Annotated in this window: 22 protein-coding genes; 7 read left to right on the top strand and 15 right to left on the bottom strand. The window is 62.2% G+C overall.

The window, feature by feature from the left end:
- Positions 1-28 precede the first annotated feature (28 nt).
- Together AACZ65_RS09240 and mscL are read left to right on the top strand one after the other, a co-directional pair.
- The gene (locus AACZ65_RS09240; RefSeq protein ID WP_339670134.1) at positions 29-2,629 is read left to right on the top strand and encodes a TIGR02302 family protein; all 2,601 of its coding nucleotides are present in this window, start codon (positions 29-31) and stop codon (positions 2,627-2,629) included.
- Positions 2,630-2,791: 162 nt separating this feature from the next.
- Positions 2,792-3,214: a large conductance mechanosensitive channel protein MscL gene (gene mscL / locus AACZ65_RS09235; RefSeq protein WP_339670132.1), complete on the top strand. Its 423-nt coding sequence runs from the start codon at positions 2,792-2,794 to the stop codon at positions 3,212-3,214.
- 38 nt (positions 3,215-3,252) lie between these two features.
- Here the strand turns inward: mscL and rlmH are convergent, their stop codons facing one another.
- The 3 genes from rlmH to AACZ65_RS09220 form a co-directional block, all read right to left on the bottom strand.
- On the bottom strand, positions 3,253-3,723 hold the full coding sequence (gene rlmH / locus AACZ65_RS09230) for a 23S rRNA (pseudouridine(1915)-N(3))-methyltransferase RlmH (protein WP_339670130.1): 471 nt from the start codon (positions 3,721-3,723) through the stop codon (positions 3,253-3,255).
- The gene (gene rsfS, locus AACZ65_RS09225) at positions 3,724-4,089 is read right to left on the bottom strand and encodes a ribosome silencing factor (RefSeq protein WP_339670129.1); all 366 of its coding nucleotides are present in this window, start codon (positions 4,087-4,089) and stop codon (positions 3,724-3,726) included. It lies immediately after the preceding gene.
- A gap of 181 nt (positions 4,090-4,270) precedes the next feature.
- Positions 4,271-5,596: a mechanosensitive ion channel domain-containing protein gene (locus AACZ65_RS09220; protein ID WP_339670127.1), complete on the bottom strand. Its 1,326-nt coding sequence runs from the start codon at positions 5,594-5,596 to the stop codon at positions 4,271-4,273.
- A 96-nt stretch (positions 5,597-5,692) separates the two neighbouring features.
- Here AACZ65_RS09220 and AACZ65_RS09215 point away from each other — a divergent pair, with 96 nt between their 5' ends.
- From AACZ65_RS09215 to AACZ65_RS09205, 3 genes are all read left to right on the top strand, one after another.
- Positions 5,693-6,622 carry a histone deacetylase family protein gene (locus AACZ65_RS09215; RefSeq protein WP_339670126.1) on the top strand — a complete coding sequence of 310 codons (930 nt, stop codon included), beginning with the start codon at positions 5,693-5,695 and terminating at the stop codon, positions 6,620-6,622.
- Positions 6,623-6,662: 40 nt separating this feature from the next.
- Positions 6,663-7,829 (top strand): MFS transporter, encoded by a 1,167-nt coding sequence (locus AACZ65_RS09210; RefSeq protein WP_339670124.1) that lies wholly within the window; start codon positions 6,663-6,665, stop codon positions 7,827-7,829.
- 75 nt (positions 7,830-7,904) lie between these two features.
- Positions 7,905-8,927 (top strand): aspartate-semialdehyde dehydrogenase, encoded by a 1,023-nt coding sequence (locus tag AACZ65_RS09205; RefSeq protein WP_339670123.1) that lies wholly within the window; start codon positions 7,905-7,907, stop codon positions 8,925-8,927.
- A gap of 65 nt (positions 8,928-8,992) precedes the next feature.
- Here the strand turns inward: AACZ65_RS09205 and AACZ65_RS09200 are convergent, their stop codons facing one another.
- The 9 genes from AACZ65_RS09200 to AACZ65_RS09160 form a co-directional block, all read right to left on the bottom strand.
- On the bottom strand, positions 8,993-9,577 hold the full coding sequence (locus AACZ65_RS09200) for a c-type cytochrome (RefSeq protein ID WP_339670122.1): 585 nt from the start codon (positions 9,575-9,577) through the stop codon (positions 8,993-8,995).
- Positions 9,577-10,833 (bottom strand): PQQ-dependent sugar dehydrogenase, encoded by a 1,257-nt coding sequence (locus AACZ65_RS09195; RefSeq protein ID WP_339670120.1) that lies wholly within the window; start codon positions 10,831-10,833, stop codon positions 9,577-9,579. The genes AACZ65_RS09200 and AACZ65_RS09195 overlap by 1 nt, the downstream gene beginning before the upstream one ends.
- 221 nt (positions 10,834-11,054) lie before the next feature.
- Entirely contained in the window at positions 11,055-11,789 is a 735-nt protein-coding gene (locus tag AACZ65_RS09190) for a 2-keto-4-pentenoate hydratase (RefSeq protein ID WP_339670118.1), read from the bottom strand.
- On the bottom strand, positions 11,786-12,988 hold the full coding sequence (locus AACZ65_RS09185; protein WP_339670116.1) for a CoA transferase: 1,203 nt from the start codon (positions 12,986-12,988) through the stop codon (positions 11,786-11,788). The genes AACZ65_RS09190 and AACZ65_RS09185 overlap by 4 nt, the downstream gene beginning before the upstream one ends.
- Positions 12,985-13,758, bottom strand: coding sequence for an enoyl-CoA hydratase/isomerase family protein (locus tag AACZ65_RS09180; protein WP_339670114.1), 774 nt, complete (start codon positions 13,756-13,758; stop codon positions 12,985-12,987). Before AACZ65_RS09180 ends, AACZ65_RS09185 begins: the two co-directional genes overlap by 4 nt.
- Before the next feature lie 10 nt (positions 13,759-13,768).
- Positions 13,769-15,049 (bottom strand): TRAP transporter large permease, encoded by a 1,281-nt coding sequence (locus tag AACZ65_RS09175; RefSeq protein WP_339670112.1) that lies wholly within the window; start codon positions 15,047-15,049, stop codon positions 13,769-13,771.
- Positions 15,049-15,639, bottom strand: coding sequence for a TRAP transporter small permease subunit (locus tag AACZ65_RS09170; RefSeq protein WP_339670109.1), 591 nt, complete (start codon positions 15,637-15,639; stop codon positions 15,049-15,051). The genes AACZ65_RS09175 and AACZ65_RS09170 overlap by 1 nt, the downstream gene beginning before the upstream one ends.
- Positions 15,640-15,719: 80 nt before the next feature.
- Entirely contained in the window at positions 15,720-16,694 is a 975-nt protein-coding gene (locus AACZ65_RS09165; protein ID WP_339670107.1) for a TRAP transporter substrate-binding protein, read from the bottom strand.
- A 118-nt stretch (positions 16,695-16,812) separates the two neighbouring features.
- Complete coding sequence (locus AACZ65_RS09160) at positions 16,813-17,997, bottom strand: aminotransferase class V-fold PLP-dependent enzyme (protein ID WP_339670105.1); 1,185 nt, start codon at positions 17,995-17,997, stop codon at positions 16,813-16,815.
- Positions 17,998-18,139: 142 nt separating this feature from the next.
- Between AACZ65_RS09160 and AACZ65_RS09155 the strand changes: the two genes are divergently transcribed.
- Both AACZ65_RS09155 and AACZ65_RS09150 read left to right on the top strand, forming a co-directional pair.
- Positions 18,140-21,070 (top strand): FAD-binding and (Fe-S)-binding domain-containing protein, encoded by a 2,931-nt coding sequence (locus AACZ65_RS09155; protein ID WP_339670103.1) that lies wholly within the window; start codon positions 18,140-18,142, stop codon positions 21,068-21,070.
- Between the two features lie 19 nt (positions 21,071-21,089).
- Complete coding sequence (locus AACZ65_RS09150) at positions 21,090-21,755, top strand: GntR family transcriptional regulator (protein ID WP_339670101.1); 666 nt, start codon at positions 21,090-21,092, stop codon at positions 21,753-21,755.
- A 19-nt stretch (positions 21,756-21,774) separates the two neighbouring features.
- Here AACZ65_RS09150 and AACZ65_RS09145 read toward each other — a convergent pair whose 3' ends face one another.
- Genes AACZ65_RS09145 through AACZ65_RS09135 form a run of 3 tightly spaced genes read right to left on the bottom strand, consistent with a single transcriptional unit; the run spans position 21,775 to position 24,376 of the window.
- Positions 21,775-22,875, bottom strand: coding sequence for an FAD-binding oxidoreductase (locus AACZ65_RS09145; protein WP_339670099.1), 1,101 nt, complete (start codon positions 22,873-22,875; stop codon positions 21,775-21,777).
- Between the two features lie 2 nt (positions 22,876-22,877).
- The gene (locus AACZ65_RS09140; RefSeq protein ID WP_339670097.1) at positions 22,878-23,900 is read right to left on the bottom strand and encodes a histone deacetylase family protein; all 1,023 of its coding nucleotides are present in this window, start codon (positions 23,898-23,900) and stop codon (positions 22,878-22,880) included.
- Positions 23,897-24,376 carry a GNAT family N-acetyltransferase gene (locus AACZ65_RS09135; protein WP_339670095.1) on the bottom strand — a complete coding sequence of 160 codons (480 nt, stop codon included), beginning with the start codon at positions 24,374-24,376 and terminating at the stop codon, positions 23,897-23,899. The genes AACZ65_RS09140 and AACZ65_RS09135 overlap by 4 nt, the downstream gene beginning before the upstream one ends.
- Positions 24,377-24,378 lie beyond the last annotated feature (2 nt).

Below are 24,378 nucleotides of genomic sequence, written 5' to 3'. Positions count from 1 at the left end.
CGCGCGGGGCCGGGATGAGGTGCCGCGCATGGCTGCGAGCGAAAACCCCCTGAAAGTGCTGAGCGCGCGCTTGCGGCGTCCGCTCCTGCTGACATGGGCGGGATTGATTGCAGAGCGTCTGGTGCGTGCCTTTTGGCCGGTCTGGAGCGTGATTGCGGCAGGTGCGGCGGCGCTCATGCTGGGGCTTCAGGATATGGCCGCGGTCGAGGTGGTCTGGGGCGCGGGCATGCTGGGCGTGCTCGCGGTCCTCGCCTTTGGCATTCTGGGCCTGGCCCGGTTCCGGTTTCCACGTCGGGCCGAGGCACTGGCGCGGCTCGATGACGCGATGCCGGGCCGGCCGCTGGCGGCTCTTGGTGATGTGCAGGCGATCGGCGCGGGCGATGCCGGATCTGCGGCGCTCTGGCGGGCACATCAGGCGCGGATGGCGGCGCGGGCGGCTCAGGCGCGCGCGGTCGAGCCGGATTTGCGCCTGTCGCGGCAGGATCCCTTCGGGTTGCGTTATATTGCGCTTCTCGGGCTCGTCGTGGCGCTTCTCTTCGGCTCTGTCTGGCGTGCGGGATCGGTGGCGCAATTGGTGCCGGGCGGCGGTGCGGCGGCGCTGGCCGCTGGTCCGACATGGGAAGGCTGGATAGAGCCGCCCGCCTACACAGGTCTCCCGAGCCTCTATCTGGCCGATCAGGGTGCAGTGATCGAAGTGCCCGAAGGCAGCCGGATCACCCTGCGGTTCTACGGCGAAGTGGGCGCGCTCAGCCTGGCAGAAACCCTATCGGCCAAGGGCGCGGAGGCCGCAAGCACAGACCCGGAGCAGCAATTTCAGGTCGCGCGCAGCGGAGAATTGCGCATTGATGGGCCGGGTGGCCGGGCATGGACGGTTCAGGCCCTCGCCGATATTGCCCCCTCGGTCGAGGTGGTGGAGCGCGAGGCGCGCACCGCCTTTGACGGGCAGATGAGCCAGCCCTTTGCCGCGCGCGATGATTACGGCGTGGTGAGCGGTGGGGCCGTCTTTGAGCTTGATCTCGCGCGGGTGGATCGGCGGCACGGTCTGGCCATCGAGCCAGAGCCGCGCGCGGCGATCCGTCTTGATCTGCCGATGCCCTTGGCCGGGGATAGGACCGAATTCACCGAAACGCTGGTCGAGAACCTCTCGGAGCATCCTTGGGCGCATTTGCCCGTAACGCTACGGCTGCAGGTCGAGGATGCGGCAGGGCAACAGGGGCTGTCCGAGCCATTCGAGATGGCCCTGCCCGCGCGGCGGTTCTTTGATCCGATGGCGGCGGCGGTGATCGAGCAGCGGCGCGATCTCTTGTGGTCGCGGCAGAACGCACCGCGCGTCGCGCAGGTGTTGCGGGCTGTGTCCTACAAGCCCGAGGATCGGCTATTCCGCTCGGAAAAGGCCTATTTGCGTTTGCGGGTCATCATTCGTCAACTCGAGGCGATGACGGCGCGCGACGGGTTGGACGAGGCCGAGCGTGACGAGATTGCGCAGGCTCTCTGGGATCTGGGTGTCTTGCTTGAGGATGGGGATCTGGGCGATGCGCTGGAGCGGATGCGCGCCGCGCAAGAGCGCCTGAGCGAGGCGATGAAAAATGGCGCCAGCGAGGAAGAAATCGCGCGGCTGATGCAGGATTTGCGCGACGCCACGCAGGATTATCTGCGCCAGAAAATGCAACAAGCCGAGCGTGAGAATCCCGAAGAGAGCAATCAGCGCAGCGCTGAAAACATGATGCAGATGAACCAACAGGATCTGCAGGACATGATGGACCGCATTCAGGAACTGATGGAACAGGGCCGCTATGCCGAGGCGCAGCAGGCGCTCGAAGAGTTTCAGCAGATGATGGAGAACATGCAGGTCACCCAAGGGCAGGGCCAGCAGGGGCAATCGCCCGGCGAACAGGCGATGGAAGGGTTGGCCGAAACCCTGCGCGAACAGCAGGGCCTGTCGGATCAGGCATTCCGCGATTTGCAGGAACAGTTCAATCCCGGCGCGCAATCGGGCCAGTCGCAGAACAACGAAGGCCGCAGCGGTGGCGAGGGGCGCGGCGAGAGCCATGACGGTCAACAAGGTCAGGGTGGCCAGGGCGGCGAGCAGCAGGGCCAAGGCGGCGAAGGTCAGCAACAGGCCGAGGACGGTCAAGGTGCCGACGGGTCATTGGCTGAGCGGCAAGAGGCGCTGCGTCGCGAACTGGAGCGGCAGAGACAGGGTTTGCCGCAACTCGGCGGAGAGGCCGGAGAGGCTGCGCGAGATGCCTTGGAGCGTGCGGGCCGTGCCATGGAAGGGGCCGAAGAGGCGCTGCGCAACGATGATCTGGCCGGGGCCATCGACAATCAGGCCGAGGCGATGGAGGCTCTACGCGAAGGGATGCGTAATATGGGCGAGGCGATGGCCGAGCAACAGAATCCCGGTGGGCAGGGCGATGCCGAAGGTCAGCCAGGGCAGGCGCAAGCCGATCCTTTGGGACGCGAAGCGGGCCAGGGCAGACAGGTGGGCACACAAGACAATCTCCTGCAGGGTGAGGACGTCTATCGCCGCGCACGCGAGTTGCTGGATGAAATCCGTAAGCGCTCGGGGGAAGGAGAGCGCCCGGATGTCGAACTCGACTATCTCAAGCGCTTGCTCGAGCGGTTCTGACGCATGGCCTGAGCCCTCTGCGTTACCCGCCCGCGGGGAGAGATCAGAGCTATTTCCCCATGCCGTGCAAAGGAATTTTCGCAAACATTTTCGGGAATATGCTAGATCCCTGCTCGGGTGCGCGAAAAGGGCCCTGTGTGACAGTTATGAAAAGGGACGGAAATGATTCAGGAATTCAAGGACTTCATCGCTAAAGGCAATGTCATGGACATGGCCGTCGGTATCATAATCGGGGCGGCTTTCACGGCGATTGTCGGCTCGCTCGTTGCCGATCTCATCAACCCCATCATCAGCCTGTTCTTGGGCGGTATTGATTTCTCTGGGCTTTATATTGTGCTGGGCTCGGGCGAGTATGCCTCGATCGCCGCCGCAGAAGAGGCGGGCGCTGCGGTGTTCGCCTATGGGCGGTTCATCATGGCTGTGATCAACTTTCTCATCATCGCCTGGGTGGTGTTCATTCTGGTCAAGTTGGTCAATCGCGCCAAGGATGCCACAGCCAAGCCCAAGGTAGAGGCCCCCGCCGCTGATCCCGGCCCGTCGGAGCTGGATATCCTGATGGAAATCCGTGACGCGCTAAAAAAATAAACCGAAGAGGGCGAGGGCCCAACGCGCCTCTCGCCCTGTCACATCCGGTGATAAGGGCTGCCCGCAAGGATCGAGGCGGCACGATAGAGTTGTTCGGCAACCATCACCCGGACGAGCATATGCGGCCAGACCATCCGGCCAAAGGACAGCGCAAAATTGGCGCGCGCGCGCAAATCCGGCGCTATGCCATCGGCGCCACCGATCACCAAAGCGAGATCACCGCGTCTGGAATCCCGCCATCCGGCCAAAGTCTCGGCAAATTCAGGAGATGTGATCTGTTTGCCGCGTTCATCGAGCACGGCGAGCAGCGCGCCTTGGGGAATCACACGGTCTAGCAACGCGGCCTCGGCTGTCATCCCGCCGCCCTTCTTATCCTCGACCTCGTGCAGGGTCGCAGGGCCGAGACCATGCGCGCGCCCCGTTCGGTCGAACCGGGTGAGATAATCGTCGAACAGCGCACGTTCCGGGCCGGTCCGCAACCGGCCCACCGCGCAGATGTGAACCCGCATTCAGACCTGAGACGCTGCCGTCTGCCCGGAAGGCAGCCACATCTTCTCAAGCTGATAGAAATCGCGCACCTCGGGACGGAACACATGGACGACCACATCGCCCGTGTCGATCAGCACCCAGTCTCCGGTTTCCTTGCCCTCGGTGCGGGCCACAATCCCCATATCCTGCTTGAGCCGATCCATCAGCTTCTCTGCAATGGCTGAAACCTGCCGCGAAGACCGTCCTGAGCAGATCACCATATAGTCGCACATCGCCGTTTTGCCGCGCAGGTCGATCTGCACGACATCTTCGGCCTTGTCATCGTCAAGAGAGGTCAGGATCGCCGCAAGCTGCGTTTCGCTATCTGCGGTCATGGTGGGCATCATCGCGATTGCCCCCTGGTCAGCGGCACTGGCCGCATATGTCGTAAAAGACAGGACATCGTCCTCCTTTGCTGCGCACCGCAGGCCCCGGTGCTAGGAATGATATCAAAGTAGCAAGAGATGCATGACTTTTCAATAAACCGCCGCATCCTATTGCACCAAGGCGCGGGAATGTGCTGCAAATTTACCCGATCTGTGGTTCGTTACCGGGCTCGTCCCCCAGCATTCTCACCTCGCGTTGCGGGAAGGGGATTGAAATGCCATGCTCTTGAAACGCATCCCAGAGCGCCAGATAGACATTGCCGCGAATGTTGGTCAGGCCTTGAGTGGGATCTCTGATCCAGAATCTCAGGATATAATCCACGCTGCTGTCACCAAAGCCAACGATGTGGCAAACCGGGGGTCTCTCGTTCAGGACGCGGCCAACGCTCATGGCGGCTTCGACTGCGATCCTGCGCACTTTATGGGGATCATCGCCATAGGCTGTGCCAAAGTAGATGTCGAGGCGCACAAAATCGTTGGAATGGGACCAGTTGACCACTTGTCCGGTGATCAGATCCTCGTTCGGGATGAGGTATTCGCGCCCATCTCGCGTTGTGATCGAGACATAACGGGCACCCAAGCTGTTGATCCAGCCGAAGGTTTCGCCCAGGCTGATGACGTCGCCGGGTTTGATCGACTTATCGAGAAGGATAATGATCCCAGAGACCAGATTCGAAACCACCTTTTGCAGACCAAAGCCGAGGCCCACGCCAATCGCGCCTGACAGCACGGCAAGCCCTGTGAGGTCCACCCCGACGGTGCGTAAGCCAATGAAGAATGCGGCACCATAGAGCAGCACCTGCATGAATTTAACCACCAGCACTTGCATCGAGGGGGAGAGATCTTCGTTGCTGCGGACCCGTGCGCTTGTCACCTTTGCGGTAAAGCGTGCCACAACGATGAGCGCGCCGATCACGATCACCGCCTGCACAACCAGCCAGAGCGAGAATCGTGTCTCACCCACGTCTATTGCGGCGCTGTCCAACAGCGCTTGTGCCTCATGGGTGAGATTGAGAATGCTGAGCGTGACCCAAGTCCAGCCTGCGTAGCGCACAAGGCTGCGCAGCAGGCTATTGCCAATCAACCGCGTGACAATGGCGATCACCAGCCAGGCAAGTGCCAATTCTCCGGCGATCGCCAGCAGATAAGAGCGGCTAGGCCATGTCACTTCACGCATGATCCAGCACACCGGCCAGATCAGCATCACGAAAAAGATAAGACGCAAGCGCCGGTGCAGCATGACAAGCAGCCGCATGCGCCATTTCGGCCAGCCTTCGCGTTGCCGCATCCATTCGCGGCAGGCCGGTCCCAGGAGGCGTTCAAGCAGATATGCCGCGAAGAACAGGGCAAGCAGGATGCCCAGCTGATAGGCATTCCAGGGTCGCAGCATGCTCCACAGAAACAATTCGGCCTGCCCCCAAACGGCAAGCACGATGTCCTGAGTCACTGAGACTGCATCTCCTTCCATGTCTGCCAGACTGGCACGCGGTCAAGCCGCCCACAAGGCTGCACTGGACAAGCCCTGCAATTCAGGCTCTTTTCATCGTAATGACGGAGGAGCGCCATGACCACAGCCCTGATCACCCACCCCGACTGCTTGGGCCATGAAACACCCGAAGGTCATCCCGAACAGGTGGCGCGTCTGGAACGTATTCTGGAGGCGTTGGAGGGCAAGGATGTGATCCTCGTCAAGGCACCGCTGGTGGCCGAGGACGACCTTTTGCGGGTGCATCCCAAGAGCCATGTCGAGGCGATCCGGGCCGCCTCGCCCGCCTCGGGGCGGGTGCAGCTTGATGCCGATACCTGGATGTCGCCTGGCACGCTGGCGGCGGCGCATCGCGCGGCGGGCGGCGCTGTGCGCGCCGTTGATCTGGTGCTCTCGGGTGAGGCCAGCAATGCCTTTGTCGCGACCCGTCCACCCGGGCATCATGCCGAGCGCGAGACGACGATGGGGTTTTGCCTCTTTGGCAATGTGGCGGTCGCGGCCAAGTTTGCGCTGGATCACCACGGGTTGAAGCGTGTGGCGGTGGTGGATTTCGACGTGCATCACGGCAATGGCACTCAGGATCTGCTAGAGGACGAGCCCCGCGCCTTCTTTGCCTCTTCGCATCAATATCCGCTATGGCCCGGTACCGGGGCGGCCCATGAAACCGGGCCGCATGACACGATCCTGAATGTGCCTTTGCCACCGCGCTCGGGCGGGACGGTGTTTCGTCGGGAATATGAGGACAAGGTGTTTCCGCGCGTGCGGGCGTTCAAGCCGGATTTGATCCTGGTGTCTGCCGGATTCGATGCGCATCGCGATGATCCTCTGGCCGATCTGATGCTGGAGACCGATGATTTCGCTTGGGTGACAGAGCGGCTCTGTGATCTGGCGGATGAGCTTTGCGGCGGGAAATTGGTCAGTTGTCTAGAGGGCGGCTATAATCTCTATGCGCTGGCCGAGAGTGTGGCGGCGCATGTCGATGTGTTGATCGCACGCGGCGCGGCCTAAACCCTGATCAATCCTGAACCCTGATCGACAAGGACATCCCATGCGCGCCGGCCTGATCCTGCTGTGCCTTGCCTATGTGCTCAGCCAGTTTTTTCGCGCCTTCCTGGCGGTTCTGAGCGGTCCCTTGGCGCTGGATGTAGGGGCCACGCCGGATGATCTGGCGACCGCCTCGGGTTTGATGTTCGCGACATTCGCGTTGATGCAATTGCCGGTGGGTTGGGCGCTCGACCGGGTGGGGCCACGGCGCACGGCGGCGGTTTTGCTGCTGTTGGGCGGCGGCGGCGGCGCGGCGCTCTTTGCTCTGGCGAGCAGCCCGTTGCATATCAATCTGGCAATGGCGTTGATCGGGGCGGGGTGTTCGCCGGTCTTGATGGCCTCTTATTACATTTTCGCGCGGCAATTCTCGGCGGCACGGTTTGCCACGCTGGCGGCGCTCATGCTTGGGGTCGGGTCATTCGGCAATCTGGTGGCGTCCTATCCGATGGCTTGGGCTGCGGAGACAATCGGCTGGCGCGCGGCCCTCTGGGGCTTGGCGGCGGTGTCGGTTGCGGCAGCGCTGGGTATTCTGGTGCTGGTGCGCGATCCCGAGGCGGTCGGAGGGGACACGCGCGGCTCACTTCTTGATTTGCTCAAGATGCCCGCGATCTGGGCCATCCTGCCGTTGATGTTCGTAGCCTATGCGCCTGCGGCGGCGTTGCGGGGTCTCTGGGCCGGGCCCTACCTGCGCGATGTCTTTGGTCTTGATACCGGTCAGGTTGGACAGGCGACACTGGTGATGGGGGTGGCGATGATCGCGGGCACCTTTGCCTATGGTCCGCTTGACCGGCTGTTCAATTCGCGCAAATGGGTGATCTTTACCGGCAATGTGATCTGTATGGCGGCCATCTTTGCGCTGATGCTCTGGCCGGATCGTAGTCTCGGGCTGTCAATTGCACTTTTGGCGGTGATTGGGCTTGCCGGGTCCACATTCCCGGTGCTGATCGCGCATGGGCGTGCGTTCTTTCCGGCCCACCTTGCGGGGCGGGGCGTGACGCTGCTCAATCTGTTTGGCATTGGCGGGGTGGGAGTGGCGCAGTTTGCCTCTGGGCCATTGCACGCAGCGGCACCGAGCGCATTGGCAGGTTACATTGCGATTTTCGCCCTGTTTGGCTTTGCGCTTTTGGCTGGTCTTGTGACCTATCTGTGGAGTCGTGACAGTATGGCTTGAGCGCGGCCCCTTTCACATTGGCCGCAATCCCTGTATGACCCGGACCGCAACCCCCCACTATGGAGGCAGACACACATGGGTTACAAGATTGTCGTCGCAGGTGCCACGGGCAACGTGGGCCGCGAAATGCTGAACATCCTCGCAGAGCGCGAGTTTCCGGTGGATGAGATCGCCGCGCTTGCGTCGCGCCGTTCTCTGGGCACCGAAGTCAGCTTTGGCGACCGAACTCTGAAGACCCAAGATCTGGACACGTTCGATTTCACCGGTTGGGATATGGCGCTGTTTGCCATCGGCTCGGACGCGACCAAGGTCTATGCCCCCAAGGCGGCCAAGGCGGGCTGTGTCGTGATCGACAACTCATCGCTCTACCGCTATGACCCCGATGTGCCGCTGATCGTGCCCGAGGTGAATGCCGATGCGGTCATGGGTTATTCCAAGAAGAACATCATCGCCAACCCCAACTGCTCCACCGCGCAGATGGTTGTCGCGCTCAAGCCCCTGCATGATCGCGCGCGCATCAAGCGCGTCGTTGTCTCGACCTATCAATCGGTGTCGGGTGCCGGCAAAGAGGGGATGGACGAGCTCTGGGATCAGACCAAGGCGGTCTATAACCCGACCGATGACAAACCAGCCAAGAAGTTCACCAAGCAGATCGCGTTCAACGTGATCCCCCATATCGACGTGTTCCTTGAGGATGGTCAGACCAAGGAAGAGTGGAAGATGGTCGCCGAGACCAAAAAAATCCTCGACCCCAAGATCAAGCTCACGGCCACCTGTGTGCGGGTGCCGGTCTTTGTCGGCCATTCCGAGGCGATCAACATCGAGTTCGAGGATCATCTGGACGAGGCCGAAGCCCGCGACATCCTGCGCGAATCCCCCGGCATCATGGTGATCGACAAGCGCGAGAACGGCGGCTACGTGACGCCGATAGAATGCGTGGGCGATTACGCCACCTTCATAAGCCGCATTCGGCAGGACCCGACGATTGATAACGGCATCAACCTGTGGTGCGTGTCGGACAACCTCCGCAAAGGCGCTGCGCTCAATGCGGTGCAGATTGCCGAAGTGCTGGGGCAGCGGGTGCTGAAAAAGGGCTGACCGTCCATAGGCAAGAAGGAAACGGGCGCGCCATCAGGCGCGCCCGTCCGCATTTTCCGAGTTCGTTATTGGGCCGGTTCTACCTTGAACTGGACAGAGGAATACCATTCCGCCACCGCGCGGATGTCGTCATTCGACATCTCGGCGGCGATGCCGCTCATGATGTCGTGCTTGCGCTTGCCAGTGCGGAATGCCTTGAGCTGCGTGTCGATATACATCACCGTCTCGCCCGCCAGATTGGGGGCATCCTCGATCAACGCGATCCCATCGGCACCGTGACAGGCTGTGCAGGCCTCTGGCGCGTTCTCGGCGGTCTGGCTTGGGGCAAGGGACGCCACCGGCGTTTGGCTGCTATACCACATCGCCAGATCGGCAATCGCCTGATCCGAGAGGTTGGCCGCGACCACGCTCATCATTTCATGCACCCGCCGCCCCTCGCGAAAGGCGGTCAGTTGATGCTCGATATAGGCCGGATTTTCGCCGCCGATATGCGGAACGATGGGCATTTTCGCCATGCCTTCGATGCCGTGACAGGTGCGGCACTGGCTGGCCAGTTTGCGCCCCGCCTCTGGATCGCCGGTCACGCCCTCGGCCATAGCAATCTGGGCGAGGAAAACCCCGCCCAGACCCAGAATAAACGCCTTGAGCATCAATTGCCCTCGTACCAGATGCGATAGATCGCCCCGGCGAGATCGTCCGACACGAGGATCGAGCCATCGCGCAATTGCGCCACATCGACGGGGCGACCCAGATATTCGCCGTTCTCGTCGATCCAGCCTTCGGCAAAGGGTTCCATCGTGGCGTTGCCCTCGCTGTCGATGAACGTCACCATCACGCGGGCGCCGACCGGCTCTGTCCGGTTCCACGACCCGTGCTGCGCCGAGAAGATGGCGTTCTTGTATTTGGCGGGGAACATGTTGCCGGTGTAGAAGGTCATGCCAAGATCAGCGGCATGGGCCACGGTTTCGACCGCGGGCATCACCACCTCGACGGGCACTTCTTCGTTCTTGTATTCATTGGTGCGGACCGAGCCGCCCCCATACCACGGATGGCCGAAATGCTGGCCTGCCTCGGTCTGACGGTTCAACTCGCCCGGCGGGATGTCATCGCCCATGCCGTCGACCTGATTGTCGGTCCACCACAGCTCGCCAGTTTCGGGGTGGAAATCCTGACCCACCGAATTGCGCACGCCGTAGGTATAGACCTCGCGGCCGGTGCCATCGGTGTTCATGCGGATGATGCCGCCGATGCCCCATTTGGTATTGATCTCAAGGTTCTCTTTCGGGGCGACGTTGAAGGGTTGTCCGAGCGAGATATAGATCTTGCCATCCGGGCCAATGTCGCAAACCCGCGCCGTGTGGTTAAAGCTCTCCTGCTCTTCGGGGATCAGATCCCCCTTGGCGACAAGGTTGAAGGCCGCCACATCGGGGCTTTCGTAAAAAAACTCGGCGGCGGGAAAGAGAAGGACGCGGTTTTGCTCAGCGATATAGAGAAACCCGTCCTTGGAAAAGCAGGGGCCATTCGGGATCGAGAATTTCAGCGAGGGCGCAAAATCCTTGACCTCATCCGCCACACGATCCTTGTTGCGATCGGTCACGGACCAGACCTTGTCCTTGCGCGTGCCCACAAAGGTCACGATGCCCTGTGGGCCGACGGCCATATGCCGTGCATCGGGTACGACGGCATAGAGGCCGATCTTGAACCCGTCGGGCAGGCTGATCCCCTCGAGCGTTTTCTTGATCCCTTCGGCATAGTCGCCGCCCTGTTCGATAAAGGTGAAGTCAGTCACGCCGGTCGACTGGAAGTTCGACAGTTTTTCCAGATTGTCCGGCACATTGGCGGCCTGCGCATGGGCAAGCCCGGCGCTGAGCGCCAGAGTGGCGATGGATGACAGCAGATGTTTCATTTGGTTCCTCCCGTTTCAAAATCCGTTTGGCCTGTCCGATGCATGAGGCCCGGACAGGGCCATGATCCTAGACTTCGTCAAGCTGACCCAACGCGCTCTCCCCTTCGCGCGGCTCATGCGAACTATCGTTTACGTTGCATTCGCACGTCCTGACCCTATCGCAGTTTCCGGGCGGGACAAGGGTTTGCTGTCGCTATTCCCTACGACCAAAGTCGGAGGTCTCACACCAATGTCATCGAGACGCCGCCAAGGCCCGCGATGTCACCCTGCGCCACGATGGGCGCTTGCACCCATGGCAACCCGTTGAGCGATCCGGTGATCACCACCTGGCCTGGGTGCAAGCCGCCGCAATGGTCCCCAAGGGCCCGCGCGAGCGCGCAGAGCGTGGCAAAGGCATCGCCGCCGGGCACCGCAGCGTCGCCGTCAAGCAGGGTATCGACCCCAAGGGTCAGATGCGCCTCGGCGCGGGTGACGTCGATGGCGTGCCAGTCGGCGCAAGGCGCGCCCAGCACCACAGCGCCGTTGAGTTGATTGTCCAGCATCTTGAGCGCGGCATTAGCGCCCTTGGGATCGGCAAGCCGGCTCTGAACCAGTTCAAAGACGGGCAAGAGCTCGACAGCGTGGCGCAACTGGTCCTCAAAATCGGGGGCGTCCGGATCGGGCAGGGGCGCGATCAGACGAAACGCGTATTCGAGTTCGACGCCCGCCTCCTCGCCTGCTGCTAGTTTGATCGTGGCCGGGCTTTGGTAAATGTCACGGGCCATGATCGGCGCAATGATGATCGGCGCGCCAAATGGGCGCGCGACCTTGAAGCCGCCGACCGGCCCCAGCTTTGCTGCCACCTCTTCTTGCACCGCAAACACGCGGTCGCGCGTCAGCCCCTCGCCAGCGGTAGCGGGTAGTTTGGGGCCACCGTTTCGCGCCAGCAAGAGCGCCGTTGCCAAGGGATCGGTCATGCCGCGATCACCGCGCCAGAGGCAATCATCGCCTCGATTTGCCCCGCGTCATACCCTGCCTCGCGCAGCACTTCGCGGCTGTGCTGGCCAAGCAGCGGCGCGGCGCTGCGGATGCTGGCGGGGGTCTCGCTGAACTTGACCGGGTGGCCGAGTGTCTTGACCGCGCCCGCCACGGGATGATCCACCTCGACAATCATGTCGCGCGCATGCGCCTGTGGATCGGCCTGCATTTGCAGAATGTCGAGCACCGGACCGGCGGGCAGCCCCGCACGTTCCATCCGCGCCAACCACACCTCAGAGGTTTCGTGGCGCAGGTGATCGTTCAGGATCTCTTCGAGATCCTTGAGGTGCTGCATCCGGTCATGGTTCGAGGCAAAGCGCGGATCATCGTTGAGCTCAGGCGCACCAATCACATCGAGAAACCGCAACCAGTTGCGCTGATTGGCGGCCCCCACATTGATCCAGCCATCGGCAGTCTGGAATGCCTGATAGGGGCCATTGAGGGGATGCGCCGATCCCATCGGGCCAGGGGCCACGCCAGTGGCAAAGGCGATCGCGGATTGCCAATAGGTCTGGGTGATGGCCGCCTCGAATAGCGATGTATCCACCTTCTGCCCCTGCCCGGTTTGCAACATGCGCGCATAGGCGGCCGAAACGCCCATCGCCGCCACGATCCCTGCCGTGATGTCCGAAACCGGTGCGCCGGTCTTGACGGGCGGTCTCCCCGGCCCCTCACCGGTGATCGACATGAGCCCGGACATGCCTTGGGCAATCAGGTCAAAGCCGCCGCGCTCTGCATACGGACCCGTACGGCCAAAGCCTGAAATCTCGCAGTAGATCAGGCGCGGATTGATCGCGCGCAGGTCGTCATAGCCAAGGCCTAACCGCTCCATCGTGCCCATGCGGTAATTCTCGATCACCACGTCGGCCTCTTTCAGCAGGCGGTGCAAGACCTGAACCGCCTCCGGGTCCTTGAGATTGAGAGCAAGCCCCCGCTTGTTGCGGTTCATCATCATGTAGGCGGCGGATTCGCCCTCGATCGCGGGCGGCACAAAACGGCGGCTGTCGTCGCCATCGGGCTTTTCCACCTTGATCACATCCGCGCCCATATCGGCCAGCATGAGACCACAGACCGGACCGGCCATGATATGCGCAAGCTCGATCACCTTCATCCCCGCAAGGGGGCCTGTGCCGCTCATGTGCCGCTCCAGTCTGGTTTCTGCTTGGCGAGAAAGGCCTCGATCCCATGACGGAAATCGCGGCTCATGTAGCACATCTCGATCAGGTCGGCGTCTTCGACACGTGTGGCTGTGCTGACGCGGCGCATCGCTTCTTTGGTGGCACGCAGGGTCAAAGGGGCCATTTGCGCCAGCGTGTCGGCCAATTCCTCGGCACGGGCCATCAGCGCTGTTTCATCCGCGAGCACTTCGGAGATAAGGCCACAGCCCCGCGCCTCTTCGGCACCAATCAGGCGGGCGGTAAAGATCATCTCGCGCACCCGCCCCGCCCCCATCAGGGAGGACAGACGCGCCAGATTGGCAGCGGCCAGACAGTTGCCAAGGGTGCGGGCAATGGGAAAGCCGAACTTGAGATTGGTCGCGGCGATGCGGATGTCACAAACCCCGGCAATCGCTGCACCGCCCCCCGTGCAGGCCCCATTGATCGCGGCGACCGTGGGCAGCGGACAGCGTTCGACCGCCTCCAGAACTCGCTCGATCCGGGCCTCGTAATCGAGCGCGTCCTGCGGTTTGTCAAAGGCCCGGAACTGCGTCATGTCGGTGCCTGCGGCAAAGGCCTTGCCCCCCGCGCCATGGATCACCACGGCGCGGACACTTCCGTCGGTCGGCACCTCGCGGCAGAGGGTTGCCAGACCTTCATACATTTGAAACGTCAGCGCGTTGCGCGCCTCGGGGCGGTTGAAGGTGATCCAGAGCGTATGGCCCCGAACCTCTGACAGAATCTCGGTCATCTGCACCCCCCTAGCGGTAGAAATATTCGACGAGGAAGAGTGGCACCGAGGGCACATAGGTGCACAGCATAAGCACCGCCAAAAGAACCATGATGAACCAGATATTGACCTTGGATACCTCCCAGATATTCGCCCGCGCCACCGCGCAGGCGGTGATCAGCACCGAGGCCACGGGCGGCGTCTGTTGTCCGATGGCAAGGTTGAGCGTGACCACAAGACCGAAATGCACGGGGTCGATGCCCGCCGCCGTAATGAGCGGCATCACGATGGGAATCACTAGGATGATCGCAGCAGCGGAATGCAGGAAGAAACCGATCACAAGGAAGAATACATTGAGAATGAGCAGGATCATCCACTGCTGATCGGTGATGTCGAGTATGCCCTGTGCCAGATGCTGCGGGATCTGAGCACGGGTCAGGAACCCGCCCATCAGCACCGAAGCCGCAACCAGCAACATGACGACAGCGGTTTGCATCCCCCCGTCCAGCATGGCGCGGCGCAGATGTTTGATATCAATCTGACGATACCACGCCGACACGATGATGGCCGCGATCACGGCAAGACCTGCCGCTTCGGTCGCGGTGACATAGCCGCCAAAGATACCGCCCAGAATGATGATCGGCAAAAGGAACGCGGGCAGCGCGTCAATGAAGGTCTCGCGCAGGCGCGGAATGTTGAACGCCTCTTCCGTCGGCAGGTTGTAGCGGCGGGCAAAGACATAGGCCACGAACATAAGGCCCGCAGCGCCCAAGAGGCCCGGCACAACGCCTGCGACAAACAGTTGCTCGACCGAGGTATTTGACGAGGCCGCATAGAGGATCATCGGGATCGACGGCGGGATGATGATCGCAAGCGACGCCGAGGACGAGGTAACTGCGGCCGAGAGTTCCTTGGAATAGCCGCGCTTTTTCATCTGCGGAATGAGGATCGATCCCATCGCAGCCACATCCGCCACGGCAGAGCCCGAGATTTCCGCAAAGAATAGTGACACGCCGATGTTGACCATGGCCAATCCGCCACGCACAAACCCGATGATGGCGGTGACAAAGTTGATCAGCCGGTCGGTGATCCCGCCCGCGTTCATGATGGCCCCCGCCAACACGAACATCGGAATTGCGATGAGCGAGAATTTTGTGGACCCGCTATACATATCAAGGGCGATGGTCACTAGGCTGCTTGGCCCTTCCGTCACGAGCAGACCAAGCACGCCGGCAAGTGCAAGCCCGATGGCAATGGGCACGTTGATGCAGATCATCGCCACGAGGGCCGCGAAAATACCTAACATCAGCATCACACGCGCTCCTTGTTCTTGGCGAGTTCGGTTTCGACCTCTTCTTCGATCTCGGCATGTTCGAGAGAGACTCCGCGCGACGTCTGAACCCAGTAATTCGGCAGGCTGAGCAATTGGCAGATGATAAAGAGAATGGCCCCGATGGGGATCACCGATTGTGTCAGTTGCACCGGCACCCATGTGAGCGAGGTGAGCGTATCTCCCTCGAGCACCTCGAGCACCTGAAATCCGGCGCGCGCCATCAGCACGAAAAAGAGCAAAACCAATGCCTCGCCCACCAAAACCGCGATCATCCGGTAGCGAACAGGGAATGCCAGTAGCACCGAGTCAAAGCCGATATGCCGCCGATGCAGCGCTGCAAGCGCGGAGCCGTAATAGGTGATCCATGCCAGCATGATCGCGGCCACCTCGTCATACCAGGAAAAGCTCTGGCCCATGAGCCGGGCAATAACGGCAACGATCACGACGATTGTGAGACCGACCATCAAAAGAACAGTGAACCATTCAAGCAGGCGGCTTGCGATCCGGTTGGTTTGGGTGAGGAGAGAGGTCATATGCGCAGCGTTCCGGTGCAAGAGAGGGACCGGCATGGTCGTGCCGGATTAGATCCGCGAAATCCTGTCAGGCTAGGTTGTGACGGCCCCTGTCAGGGACCGTCACGGGGATCGGATCAGCTTGCGTTGCCAAGCGCGAGGACAGAGTCGATCAGCTCTTGTCCGCCCTCGACCTGATCGGCGAACGCGTCGTAAACCGGCTTGGAGGCAGCGATGAACGCTTCCTTGTCTGCCTCGTTGACCTCGACCCCGGCGGCCTTGATCACGTCAAGCAACTCGCCTTCCATCTTGATGGCGGTCTCGTAGGTAAAGGTCTGCGTGTCGGCGGCGCACTCGGACAGCACGGCGCGCACATCTTCGGGCTGCCCGTCATAGCCCTTCTTCGAGGAGAGAATATACGCAGGCGTATAGACATGGCCGGTGATCGAGAGATACTTCTGCACCTCCTGGAACTTGGCCGTGGCGATCTGGGTATAGGGGTTTTCCTGCCCGTCCATCACGCCGGTCTGCAACGCGGTGAACACGTCGGAAAAGGCCATCGGCGTCGGGTTGGCGCCATATTGCTGGAACATCTTCACGCGCCATTCCCCGTTGGGTGTGCGCAGCTTGATGCCCTTGAGATCCTCGGGCACGTTGATCGGGCGGATGTTGTTGGTGATGTGGCGGAACCCGTTCTCGGCCAGACCGACAATGTGATAGCCGTTGTTGTTGGCGGCGGTCTGGAACGTGTCCATCATCGCGCCCTGAACGCGGCGCATGTGGTCGCGATCCTTGATGATATAGGGCATCTCGAACACGCCAAAGAGGCCATCGACCGAGGACATCACCGACGAGGGCAGCGCGAAATCGACCTGACCCAGCTTGAGCTTTTGCAGCAGTTCCTTGTCATTGCCCAACTGCGACGAGCCAAAGGTCTGAACCTCGGCCTTGCCACCGGATTTCTCACCCACGCAGGCGGCAAAGTGGTTGGCGGTCGCCTCGAAAAGGGACCCCGGTTCGCCCACATGGCCAAAGCGCATGGTAACGTCTGCCGCAATTGCCGGCACCGCCACAAAGGACGCCACCACGGATGCGAGTATTGCTTTTTTCATTGTCTTCCTCCCTTGGTTTTCATGTGTGCGCGGTTTCAGCCGCACCTCGGTCTTTCCTTGTTGTGAAATCGTGACATGCAGTCCGCGCAGGCTCCTCCTCCGGCCCGGAGCGATACAATCAGGCCGCAGCGCGGGCGCTGTCAAATTTCTGACCCAAAAGATCCATAGCCGCCTGCACGCCCCCGGCCCGGTGCGGAACGCCTGCATCGCGCAGGCCCATTTCCACACCCGCAAGGGTGCCGATCAGCATGAGGTCGTTGAAATCCCCCAAATGCCCGATGCGGAAAACCTTGTCCGCCACCTTGGACAGGCCATTGCCCAGAGACATATCATAGTTACGCAAGGTCACAGCGCGGAAATTGTCAGCGGAATGTCCCTCGGGCATCATCACGGCGGTCAGCACCGGCGAGCGGTCCGTGGCTTTCTTGCACAGCACTTCAAGCCCCCAGGCCTCGACCGCCGCGCGCGCCGCCGCCCCATGCCGCTTGTGCCGGGCAAATACATTGTCGAGACCCTCTTCATGCAACATGTCGATCGCCTCGTTGAGGCCATAGAGCAGGTTGGTCGCGGGGGTGTAGGGGAAATAGCCGGTGTCATTGGGGTCCGCCATTTCCGCCCAACTCCAGTAAGAGCGTTTGAGACCGGCGGTTTCCGAAACCTTCATCGCCTTTGCGCTGACCGCGTTGAACGACAGGCCCGGCGGCAGCATCAGACCCTTTTGCGAGCCGGACACCGTGACGTCGACGCCCCATTCATCATGCCGGTAATCGACCGAGGCGAGCGAGGAAATCGTATCGACCATCAAGAGCGCCGGGTGACCCACGGCATCCATCGCGCGGCGCACGGCGGCCACGTCGGTCACAGAGCCGGTCGAGGTCTCGTTGTGCACGACGCAGACAGCCTTGATCTCGTGGCCCTTGTCGGCGCGCAGATGCTCTTCGATTTTTGCGTCATCGGCCCCGGCGCGCCAATCGCTGTCGATAAAGACAGGGTTCAGCCCCAGCTTCAGGGCCAGTTTCTGCCAGAGGGTCGCGAAATGCCCCGTCTCATACATCAGCACCGTATCGCCGGGTGAGAGCGTATTGACCAGCGCCGCCTCCCACGCCCCCGTGCCGGAGGAGGGGTAGATCACCACGCGGCTTTCGGTCTTGAAGATGCTTTTCATGCCCTCCAGCGCCTTGCGCCCGACATCGGCAAAGGCGGGACCACGGTGGTCCATCGTGGGGTAATCCATGGCCCGCAGGATGCGATCCGGCACATTTGAAGGTCCGGGGATTTGCAGAAAGTGGCGGCCAGCGGTCATTGTCATTCCTCCCAGACAGTGCGTCCTTGTCCGGTTGCCCGCTTTGGTAACGGACTCGGATCAAGGTGAATTCTGTTGAATTGAATTCTGAATTCAATATTCTGTCAAGACCAAACTCAGACCATCGACCGGATCGGAACCCATGCTGGACAGCACAATTCAACAGCGCCTCAGCCGCGAGGTGCAGGGCGAAACACGGTTCGATACCTTTTCGCGAGGGCGCTATGCGACGGATGCCTCGATCTATCAGATCATGCCTGCGGGGGTGATTCTGGCCAAGGCACCAGAGGATGTTCTGGCCGCATTGGACGCGGCGCGAGAGGCGGGTGTGCCGCTGACGATGCGCGGCGGCGGCACGTCGCAATGCGGGCAGACCGTAAATTCCGGACTCATAGTCGACTGCTCGAAATACCTGAACCGCATTCTGGAACTGGATGTCGCGGGACGGCGTGCGGTGGTCGAGCCGGGGATCGTTCTGGATGATCTCAACCGCGCACTCAAACCGCATGGCCTGTGGTTCCCTGTCGATGTCTCGACCGCCTCGCGCGCCACGATCGGGGGCATGGTCGGCAACAATTCCTGTGGCTCCCGCTCTTTGCGCTATGGCACGACACGCGACAACGTGGACAGGATCGAGGGTTTTCTGGCCGACGGCACGCCGTTCGATTTCGGTCCCGGTTCCGGCAATCGCGTGCCGGAAACGCTCTTGCGGCAAATGCTCGACCTTGGCGCGCGTGAGGCCCGCGAGATCGCCGCGCGCTTTCCCAAGGTGCAGCGTCGGGTGGGCGGCTACAACATCGACGCGCTTGTGCCCGGTGACACGCCGATCAACCTCGCCCATCTGTTGATCGGGTCCGAAGGGACGCTGGCCACATCCACCGCCATCGAGATCAGGCTCTCGCCGCTGCCCTCTAAAACCCGGGTTCTGGGCGTCTGCCATTTCCCCAGTTTCCGCGCTGCGATGGAAGCGGCCAAGCCGCTGGTGGCGCTTGGCCCCACCTCGGTCGAACTGGTGGACAGCACCATGATCGACCTCGCCCGCGCGATCCCGATCTATGCCAAAACGCTGGAGCAATTCGTGCGCGGCGCGCCTGCTGCGATGCTCTTGGTCGAATTCGCCGACACCCCCCCCGAGAACGAAGAAAACATGCGCCGTCTGGCCGATACGATGTCGGACCTTGGCTATGGCTTTGGCGCGGGGGGTGCCCATGAGGGCGGCGTGGTCGAGGTCTGGGATATGGCCCTTGCCGCAGAGATCGGCGAATTGCGCAAGGCTGGGCTCAACATCATGATGTCGATGAAAGAGGCGGGCAAGCCTGTGTCTTTCGTCGAGGATTGCGCCGTGCCGCTCGAGCATCTGGCCGATTACACCGATCGGCTTACAGAGGTTTTTCATAGCCACGGCACCACCGGCACATGGTATGCCCACGCCTCCGAGGGCTGTCTTCATGTGCGCCCGGTTCTCAACCTCAAGCTCGAGCAGGACGTGCGCAAGATGCGCGAGATTGCCGAGGCGGCCTTTGCCATGGTGCGGGAATACAAAGGCTCGCACTCCGGCGAGCATGGCGACGGTATCGTGCGGTCCGAGTTTCACGGCGCAATGTTCGGCCCAAAAATCCTCAAGGCGTTCGAAGAGGTCAAGGCGGCCTTTGATCCCGATACCCGCCTCAACCCCGGCAAGATCGTGCATGCGCCGAAAATGGATGACCGCAGCCTGATGCGCTATCCGCCGGGCTATGACTTCGCCGATCTCAAGACCGGGCATGACTGGTCCGAATGGACCGGTAAAGGCGGCGGGTTTCAAGGCGCGGTCGAGATGTGCAACAACAACGGCGCCTGTCGCAAGCTGGCGGGCGGGGCGATGTGCCCGAGTTATCGTGTCACACGTGATGAGCGCGACGTAACGCGGGGCCGCGCCAATACGCTGCGGCTGGCACTGTCGGGGCGTCTTGGCCAGAACGCGCTGTTCTCGGACGAGATGGCTGAAACGATGAAGCTTTGCGTCGGCTGCAAGGCGTGCAAGCGCGAATGCCCGACCGGCGTGGACATGGCCAAGATGAAGACCGAGGTCCTCTATCAACGCGGGCAAAAGCTGGGCTTCGGCCTGCGTGCGCGGCTGATCGCCGAGATGCCCCGCTATGCGCGGATCGCCGTGGCGCTGCGTGGTCTGATCGCCCTGCGCAATCGCGTGCCGCTGCTGGCCGCGCTGAGCGAACGCCTCACCGGGTTTGCCGCTGCGCGATCCCTGCCGCTCTTTCGCGGTGATTTCTTCAAGGACTCGGAGGTCAAGCGCGCCCGCCCATCGACCAAGGGGGGCAAGATTATCCTCTTCACCGACACGTTCAACCGTTGGATGGAGCCGGAAATTCCCCGCGCCGCGCTCCGGGTGTTGACGCGCGCCGGTTATGAGGTGATCACCGCCAATGCCCCCGGTCGCCCGCTCTGCTGCGGGCGGACATATCTGGCGGCGGGCATGATCGACAAGGCCCGCGCCGAGGCGCAGCGCACGCTCGATGCGCTCTTGCCGCATATCCGCGCGGGCGTGCCGGTGGTGGGGCTGGAGCCCTCGTGCCTCTTGACCCTGCGCGATGAGTTTCTGACGCTCTTGCCGGGAGAGGACGCGCGCCTCTTGTCGGAAAACGCCTATCTCTTCGAGGAATTCATGTCCCGCGAGGCGCGCGCCGGGCGGCTTGACCTGCCGCTTGGAGCTCTGGGTCAGACCGCGCATGTGCATGGACATTGCCATCAGAAAGCCGCCGGGGTGATGGGTGATATGGGGCAGGCGCTGGGTCTGATCCCCGGCCTCGACCCCAAGACCATCGAAAGCAGTTGTTGCGGCATGGCCGGTGCCTTTGGCTATCAGGTCGAAACCATCGAGGTCTCACGCAAGATGGGGGAACTGTCGCTCTTGCCTGCGGTGCGTGCCGCCGCGCCGGACGATCTCTTGATCGCCAATGGCACCTCTTGCCGTCACCAGATTGCCGACGGTGCCGGCCGCCGCGCGCTGCATATCGCGGAAATCTTCGACAGGGCGTCGGAAAATGCTGTAAGGGAGGGCCGCAACGATGGATAACCCCGGTCCGGAGGCCCCGATGACTGCCCTCAAATCCGATCCGATTGGCCGCACCGCGCTGGCTGTCGAGATCGCCAACCGCCTGCGCCAGATGATTCTCGAAGGGCAATTGCAGCCGGGAGAGAAGATCAACGAAAAGGCGCTGACCGAGCAATTCGGCGTGTCGCGCACACCGCTGCGCGAGGCGCTCAAGGTGTTGGCGGCCGAGGGCCTGCTGGATCTCATCCCGCATCGCGGTGCGGTCATCACCCGCCAGAGCGAGGCGGAATTGTCCGAGGTCTTTTGCGTGCTAGCCGCCCTCGAGGGGCTGGCGGGGGAACTGGCCACGATGCAGGCCGACGCAGAGACCGTGCAGGACATCGAGGAGATGACGGCAGCCTTGCGCCGTACCTATGAAGAGGCGGATCGCCCGACCTATTTTCGGATCAATCAGGCCATCCACAAGGCGATTTTGGCAGCGGCGGGGAATGAAACGCTGTTGCGCACGCATGAATTGCTGGCCTTCCGGGTGCAGCGCGCGCGCTATCAGGCCAATCTCACGCCCGAACGCTGGCGCGCGGCGGTCGAAGAGCATGAGGCCATCATCGAGGCGCTGCGCACGCGGGACGCAGAGCGTTGCGGCAAGCTGATGAAGGATCACCTCCTGAGCAAATTCGCGTCGATCAAGGCCAAGGCGCAGGGGTAACGGGCCGTCACGCGCCCTCTCACGCCGGTCCGAACCGCCCCGGTGCCATGGCCGCCAGCACGTGATCCGGCACATCCGGCACACCCCCCGCAATCAGCGCTGCCGTCAGCCGTGACAGCGCAGGTGCCGTCTGAACGCCGTAGCCGCCCTGTCCGGCCAGCCAGAAAAACCCCTCTGCCTGTGGATCAAACCCCACCACCGGCGTTCGATCCGGCGCAAAGGTGCGCAGACCGGCCCAGCTATGCTCGACCCGTGTCACAGGCACGGTGACGGCCTGCTCGAACCGATGCAGCCCCTCGGCCAGAACCATGTCATCAGCCCAGGCGTCATGGGGGGCAACCGGATCCTCGTCGGCGGGAGAGACCATCAGTTTGCCCGCCTCGGGTTTGGCATACCATGTCTCGGCGATAGAGCCAAAGATCGGCCAATGCTCGGTTTCATAGCCTTCGGGGGCTGGAATGATCGCAGCAGAACGGCGGTAGGGTTGCAACCCTGCACGCGGCACCCCGGCCAAGGTGGCCACCTCATCCGCCCAGCCACCCGCCGCGTTGACAACGATTGGCGCGCTATGTGGCCCCTGCGCGGTGTCGACATGCCAGAGCCCGGCGGACTGTGACAGGCCGCTGACCGCAGCACCGGTCTCGATCCGCCCAGCGCGTGCCCGCAGCAGGCGCGCATAGCCTTGCAACAAGAGGTCCACGTCGATGCCCCGTGCGTTCCGCTCGATCATCGCAGCGGCAATGCGGTCCGCACGCAGGATTGGCACGATCTCGGCGGCCTCCTTGCCGCTCAGACGGTCAATGCCGGTCGACCCTTCAAGATAGGCGTCGAGGATCGGCAGTTCCTCCTCGGAGGCGACCATCAACTCGCCGCGCGGGCTGAGCAGAGGTTTGTCGCTGATCTCGCCCGGCTGCTCGAAAATCGGCTCTGCCACGGCGTTGAGCGCGCGCAGCGTGGCATTGCCGTAGTTGCGGATAAAGATGGCGGCGGAGCGACCCGTGGCGTGATAGCCGATCTGCCGCTCCATTTCGAGGACGACGACATCGGCACCGCCGCGCGCAAGCTCTGCCGCCGCACTGATCCCGGCGATGCCGCCGCCGATCACGATCACATCGGCCATGCTCACGCCCCCTCAAATCCCGTCAGGACAGATGTAAGGTTCTCGCCCAATTCCTTACAAAGATACCCACCTTCCTGGACGAAGAGCGTGGGCAGCCCCAGCCCGGCAATCGCCGCCCCGATGCGCCCAAATCCGGGCGTGGTGATGGCCAGCCCCTGAAAGGGATCGCCCTCATAGGCATCAAGACCAAGCGCCACGACCACCACATCGGCCCCGAAATTCGCCACCCGCTCCAGAGCGATGTCGAGCGTTTTGAGGTAGGCGTCATCGCCGGTGCCGCGTGCCAGCGGCAGGTTGAGGTTATAGCCAGTGCCGCGCCCAACGCCCCGCTCATCGCCATGGCCCCAGAAAAACGGATAAAACCGCGCTGGATCGGCGTGAATCGAAACGGTCAGAACGTCGTCGCGGTCATAGAAAATGCCTTGGGTGCCATTGCCGTGATGCACGTCGACATCGAGGATCGCGGCACGTAGCCCCCTTGTGCGCAACCGCTCTGCCGCAATGCCCGCGTTGTTGAGAAAGCAGAACCCCCCCGCCAGATCGCCAAAGGCGTGATGCCCCGGCGGACGGCAGAGCGCATAGGCGGCCCGCTCTCCGGCGGCCAGCATATCCGCGCCTGTGACGGCGGTTTGCGCCGACCAATAGGCGGCCTCCCATGTGCCCGCCCCGATGGGACAGGCGGTATCGGCCTGATGATAGCCTGCCTGGCCGACGGCGGACTTGGGGTAATTGTCGCTGCGACTGGCGGGGTGAATATTGGGGATCACCTCTGCGCCCGCGCCGTCGATATGCTGCCACCGCGCATAGATGTTGCGCAGAAAGGTAACATACTCTGGCGAATGGAGCGCCGCGATAGGGCCAAGGCCCGCGTCCTGAGGCGCGATGAAATCACAGCCTGCCGCCGTAGCGCCTTCGGTCAGCCGGGTGATACGCTCAGGCTGTTCGGGGCTAGGCTTGATCACCCCGTTGGCCATGAAATGTTTGGGATCGTGTTGCCATTGCCGAGCGTCAAAAATCGCCTTCATCTGTCCTCTTCCATCAATCTGCGCATCGCTGCCTGGGGCAGGCGCATCTGTGTCACGCTATCCTGGGCCTCGAACCCGAGCCGTTCGTAGAACCGGCGCGAGGCGGGGGTGTGGGCGTAAACCGCCAGCATCATCCATTCCGCCCGCCAGAGGATACCCGCCCTGCGCGCCACCTGAGACAGCAGCGCGCGGCCCAACCCCTGCCCACGCGCCGCCTCGGTGACCCAGAGGTCAGAGACATAGACGCCCGCCGCCCCGCGCACAGTGGAAAACATCGGGCCAAAAAGGGCGGCACCGATCAAATCCCCTTCCAGCGCGAGCAGACCATAGGCCGCCGGTATCGCGCCCGTCAGCCCGGTGCGCAAGGCGTCCAGCCCGGCGCTATGGGCATCGCCCAAGTCCGCGCTGAGTTGGCGCAGGGCTGCGTCTAGCAAGGTCAGATCGTCGTCTGTTTCAACCGCGCGAAATTCTGCCATCG

This window comes from uncultured Roseovarius sp. (genome assembly GCF_963972555.1).
Classification (GTDB): domain Bacteria; phylum Pseudomonadota; class Alphaproteobacteria; order Rhodobacterales; family Rhodobacteraceae; genus Roseovarius; species Roseovarius mucosus.
Note: the sequence above shows the minus strand (reverse complement) of the source record. Positions and strands in the feature narration are given on the sequence as shown.

Coding starts and splice junctions, on each gene's coding strand:
- AACZ65_RS09220 (WP_339670127.1), bottom strand. CDS start 5,596: ATGGAAGGAGATGCAGTCTCAGTGACTCAGGACATCGTGCTTGCCGTT.
- rlmH (WP_339670130.1), bottom strand. CDS start 3,723: ATGCGGGTTCACATCTGCGCGGTGGGCCGGTTGCGGACCGGCCCGGAA.
- AACZ65_RS09240 (WP_339670134.1), top strand. CDS start 29: ATGGCTGCGAGCGAAAACCCCCTGAAAGTGCTGAGCGCGCGCTTGCGG.
- AACZ65_RS09150 (WP_339670101.1), top strand. CDS start 21,090: ATGACTGCCCTCAAATCCGATCCGATTGGCCGCACCGCGCTGGCTGTC.
- AACZ65_RS09145 (WP_339670099.1), bottom strand. CDS start 22,875: ATGGCCGATGTGATCGTGATCGGCGGCGGCATCGCCGGGATCAGTGCG.
- AACZ65_RS09170 (WP_339670109.1), bottom strand. CDS start 15,639: ATGCCGGTCCCTCTCTTGCACCGGAACGCTGCGCATATGACCTCTCTC.
- AACZ65_RS09210 (WP_339670124.1), top strand. CDS start 6,663: ATGCGCGCCGGCCTGATCCTGCTGTGCCTTGCCTATGTGCTCAGCCAG.
- AACZ65_RS09175 (WP_339670112.1), bottom strand. CDS start 15,049: ATGCTGATGTTAGGTATTTTCGCGGCCCTCGTGGCGATGATCTGCATC.
- rsfS (WP_339670129.1), bottom strand. CDS start 4,089: ATGATGCCCACCATGACCGCAGATAGCGAAACGCAGCTTGCGGCGATC.
- mscL (WP_339670132.1), top strand. CDS start 2,792: ATGATTCAGGAATTCAAGGACTTCATCGCTAAAGGCAATGTCATGGAC.
- AACZ65_RS09190 (WP_339670118.1), bottom strand. CDS start 11,789: ATGACCGATCCCTTGGCAACGGCGCTCTTGCTGGCGCGAAACGGTGGC.
- AACZ65_RS09195 (WP_339670120.1), bottom strand. CDS start 10,833: ATGAAACATCTGCTGTCATCCATCGCCACTCTGGCGCTCAGCGCCGGG.
- AACZ65_RS09215 (WP_339670126.1), top strand. CDS start 5,693: ATGACCACAGCCCTGATCACCCACCCCGACTGCTTGGGCCATGAAACA.
- AACZ65_RS09140 (WP_339670097.1), bottom strand. CDS start 23,900: ATGAAGGCGATTTTTGACGCTCGGCAATGGCAACACGATCCCAAACAT.
- AACZ65_RS09135 (WP_339670095.1), bottom strand. CDS start 24,376: ATGGCAGAATTTCGCGCGGTTGAAACAGACGACGATCTGACCTTGCTA.
- AACZ65_RS09205 (WP_339670123.1), top strand. CDS start 7,905: ATGGGTTACAAGATTGTCGTCGCAGGTGCCACGGGCAACGTGGGCCGC.
- AACZ65_RS09160 (WP_339670105.1), bottom strand. CDS start 17,997: ATGACCGCTGGCCGCCACTTTCTGCAAATCCCCGGACCTTCAAATGTG.
- AACZ65_RS09180 (WP_339670114.1), bottom strand. CDS start 13,758: ATGACCGAGATTCTGTCAGAGGTTCGGGGCCATACGCTCTGGATCACC.
- AACZ65_RS09155 (WP_339670103.1), top strand. CDS start 18,140: ATGCTGGACAGCACAATTCAACAGCGCCTCAGCCGCGAGGTGCAGGGC.
- AACZ65_RS09200 (WP_339670122.1), bottom strand. CDS start 9,577: ATGCTCAAGGCGTTTATTCTGGGTCTGGGCGGGGTTTTCCTCGCCCAG.
- AACZ65_RS09165 (WP_339670107.1), bottom strand. CDS start 16,694: ATGAAAAAAGCAATACTCGCATCCGTGGTGGCGTCCTTTGTGGCGGTG.
- AACZ65_RS09185 (WP_339670116.1), bottom strand. CDS start 12,988: ATGAGCGGCACAGGCCCCCTTGCGGGGATGAAGGTGATCGAGCTTGCG.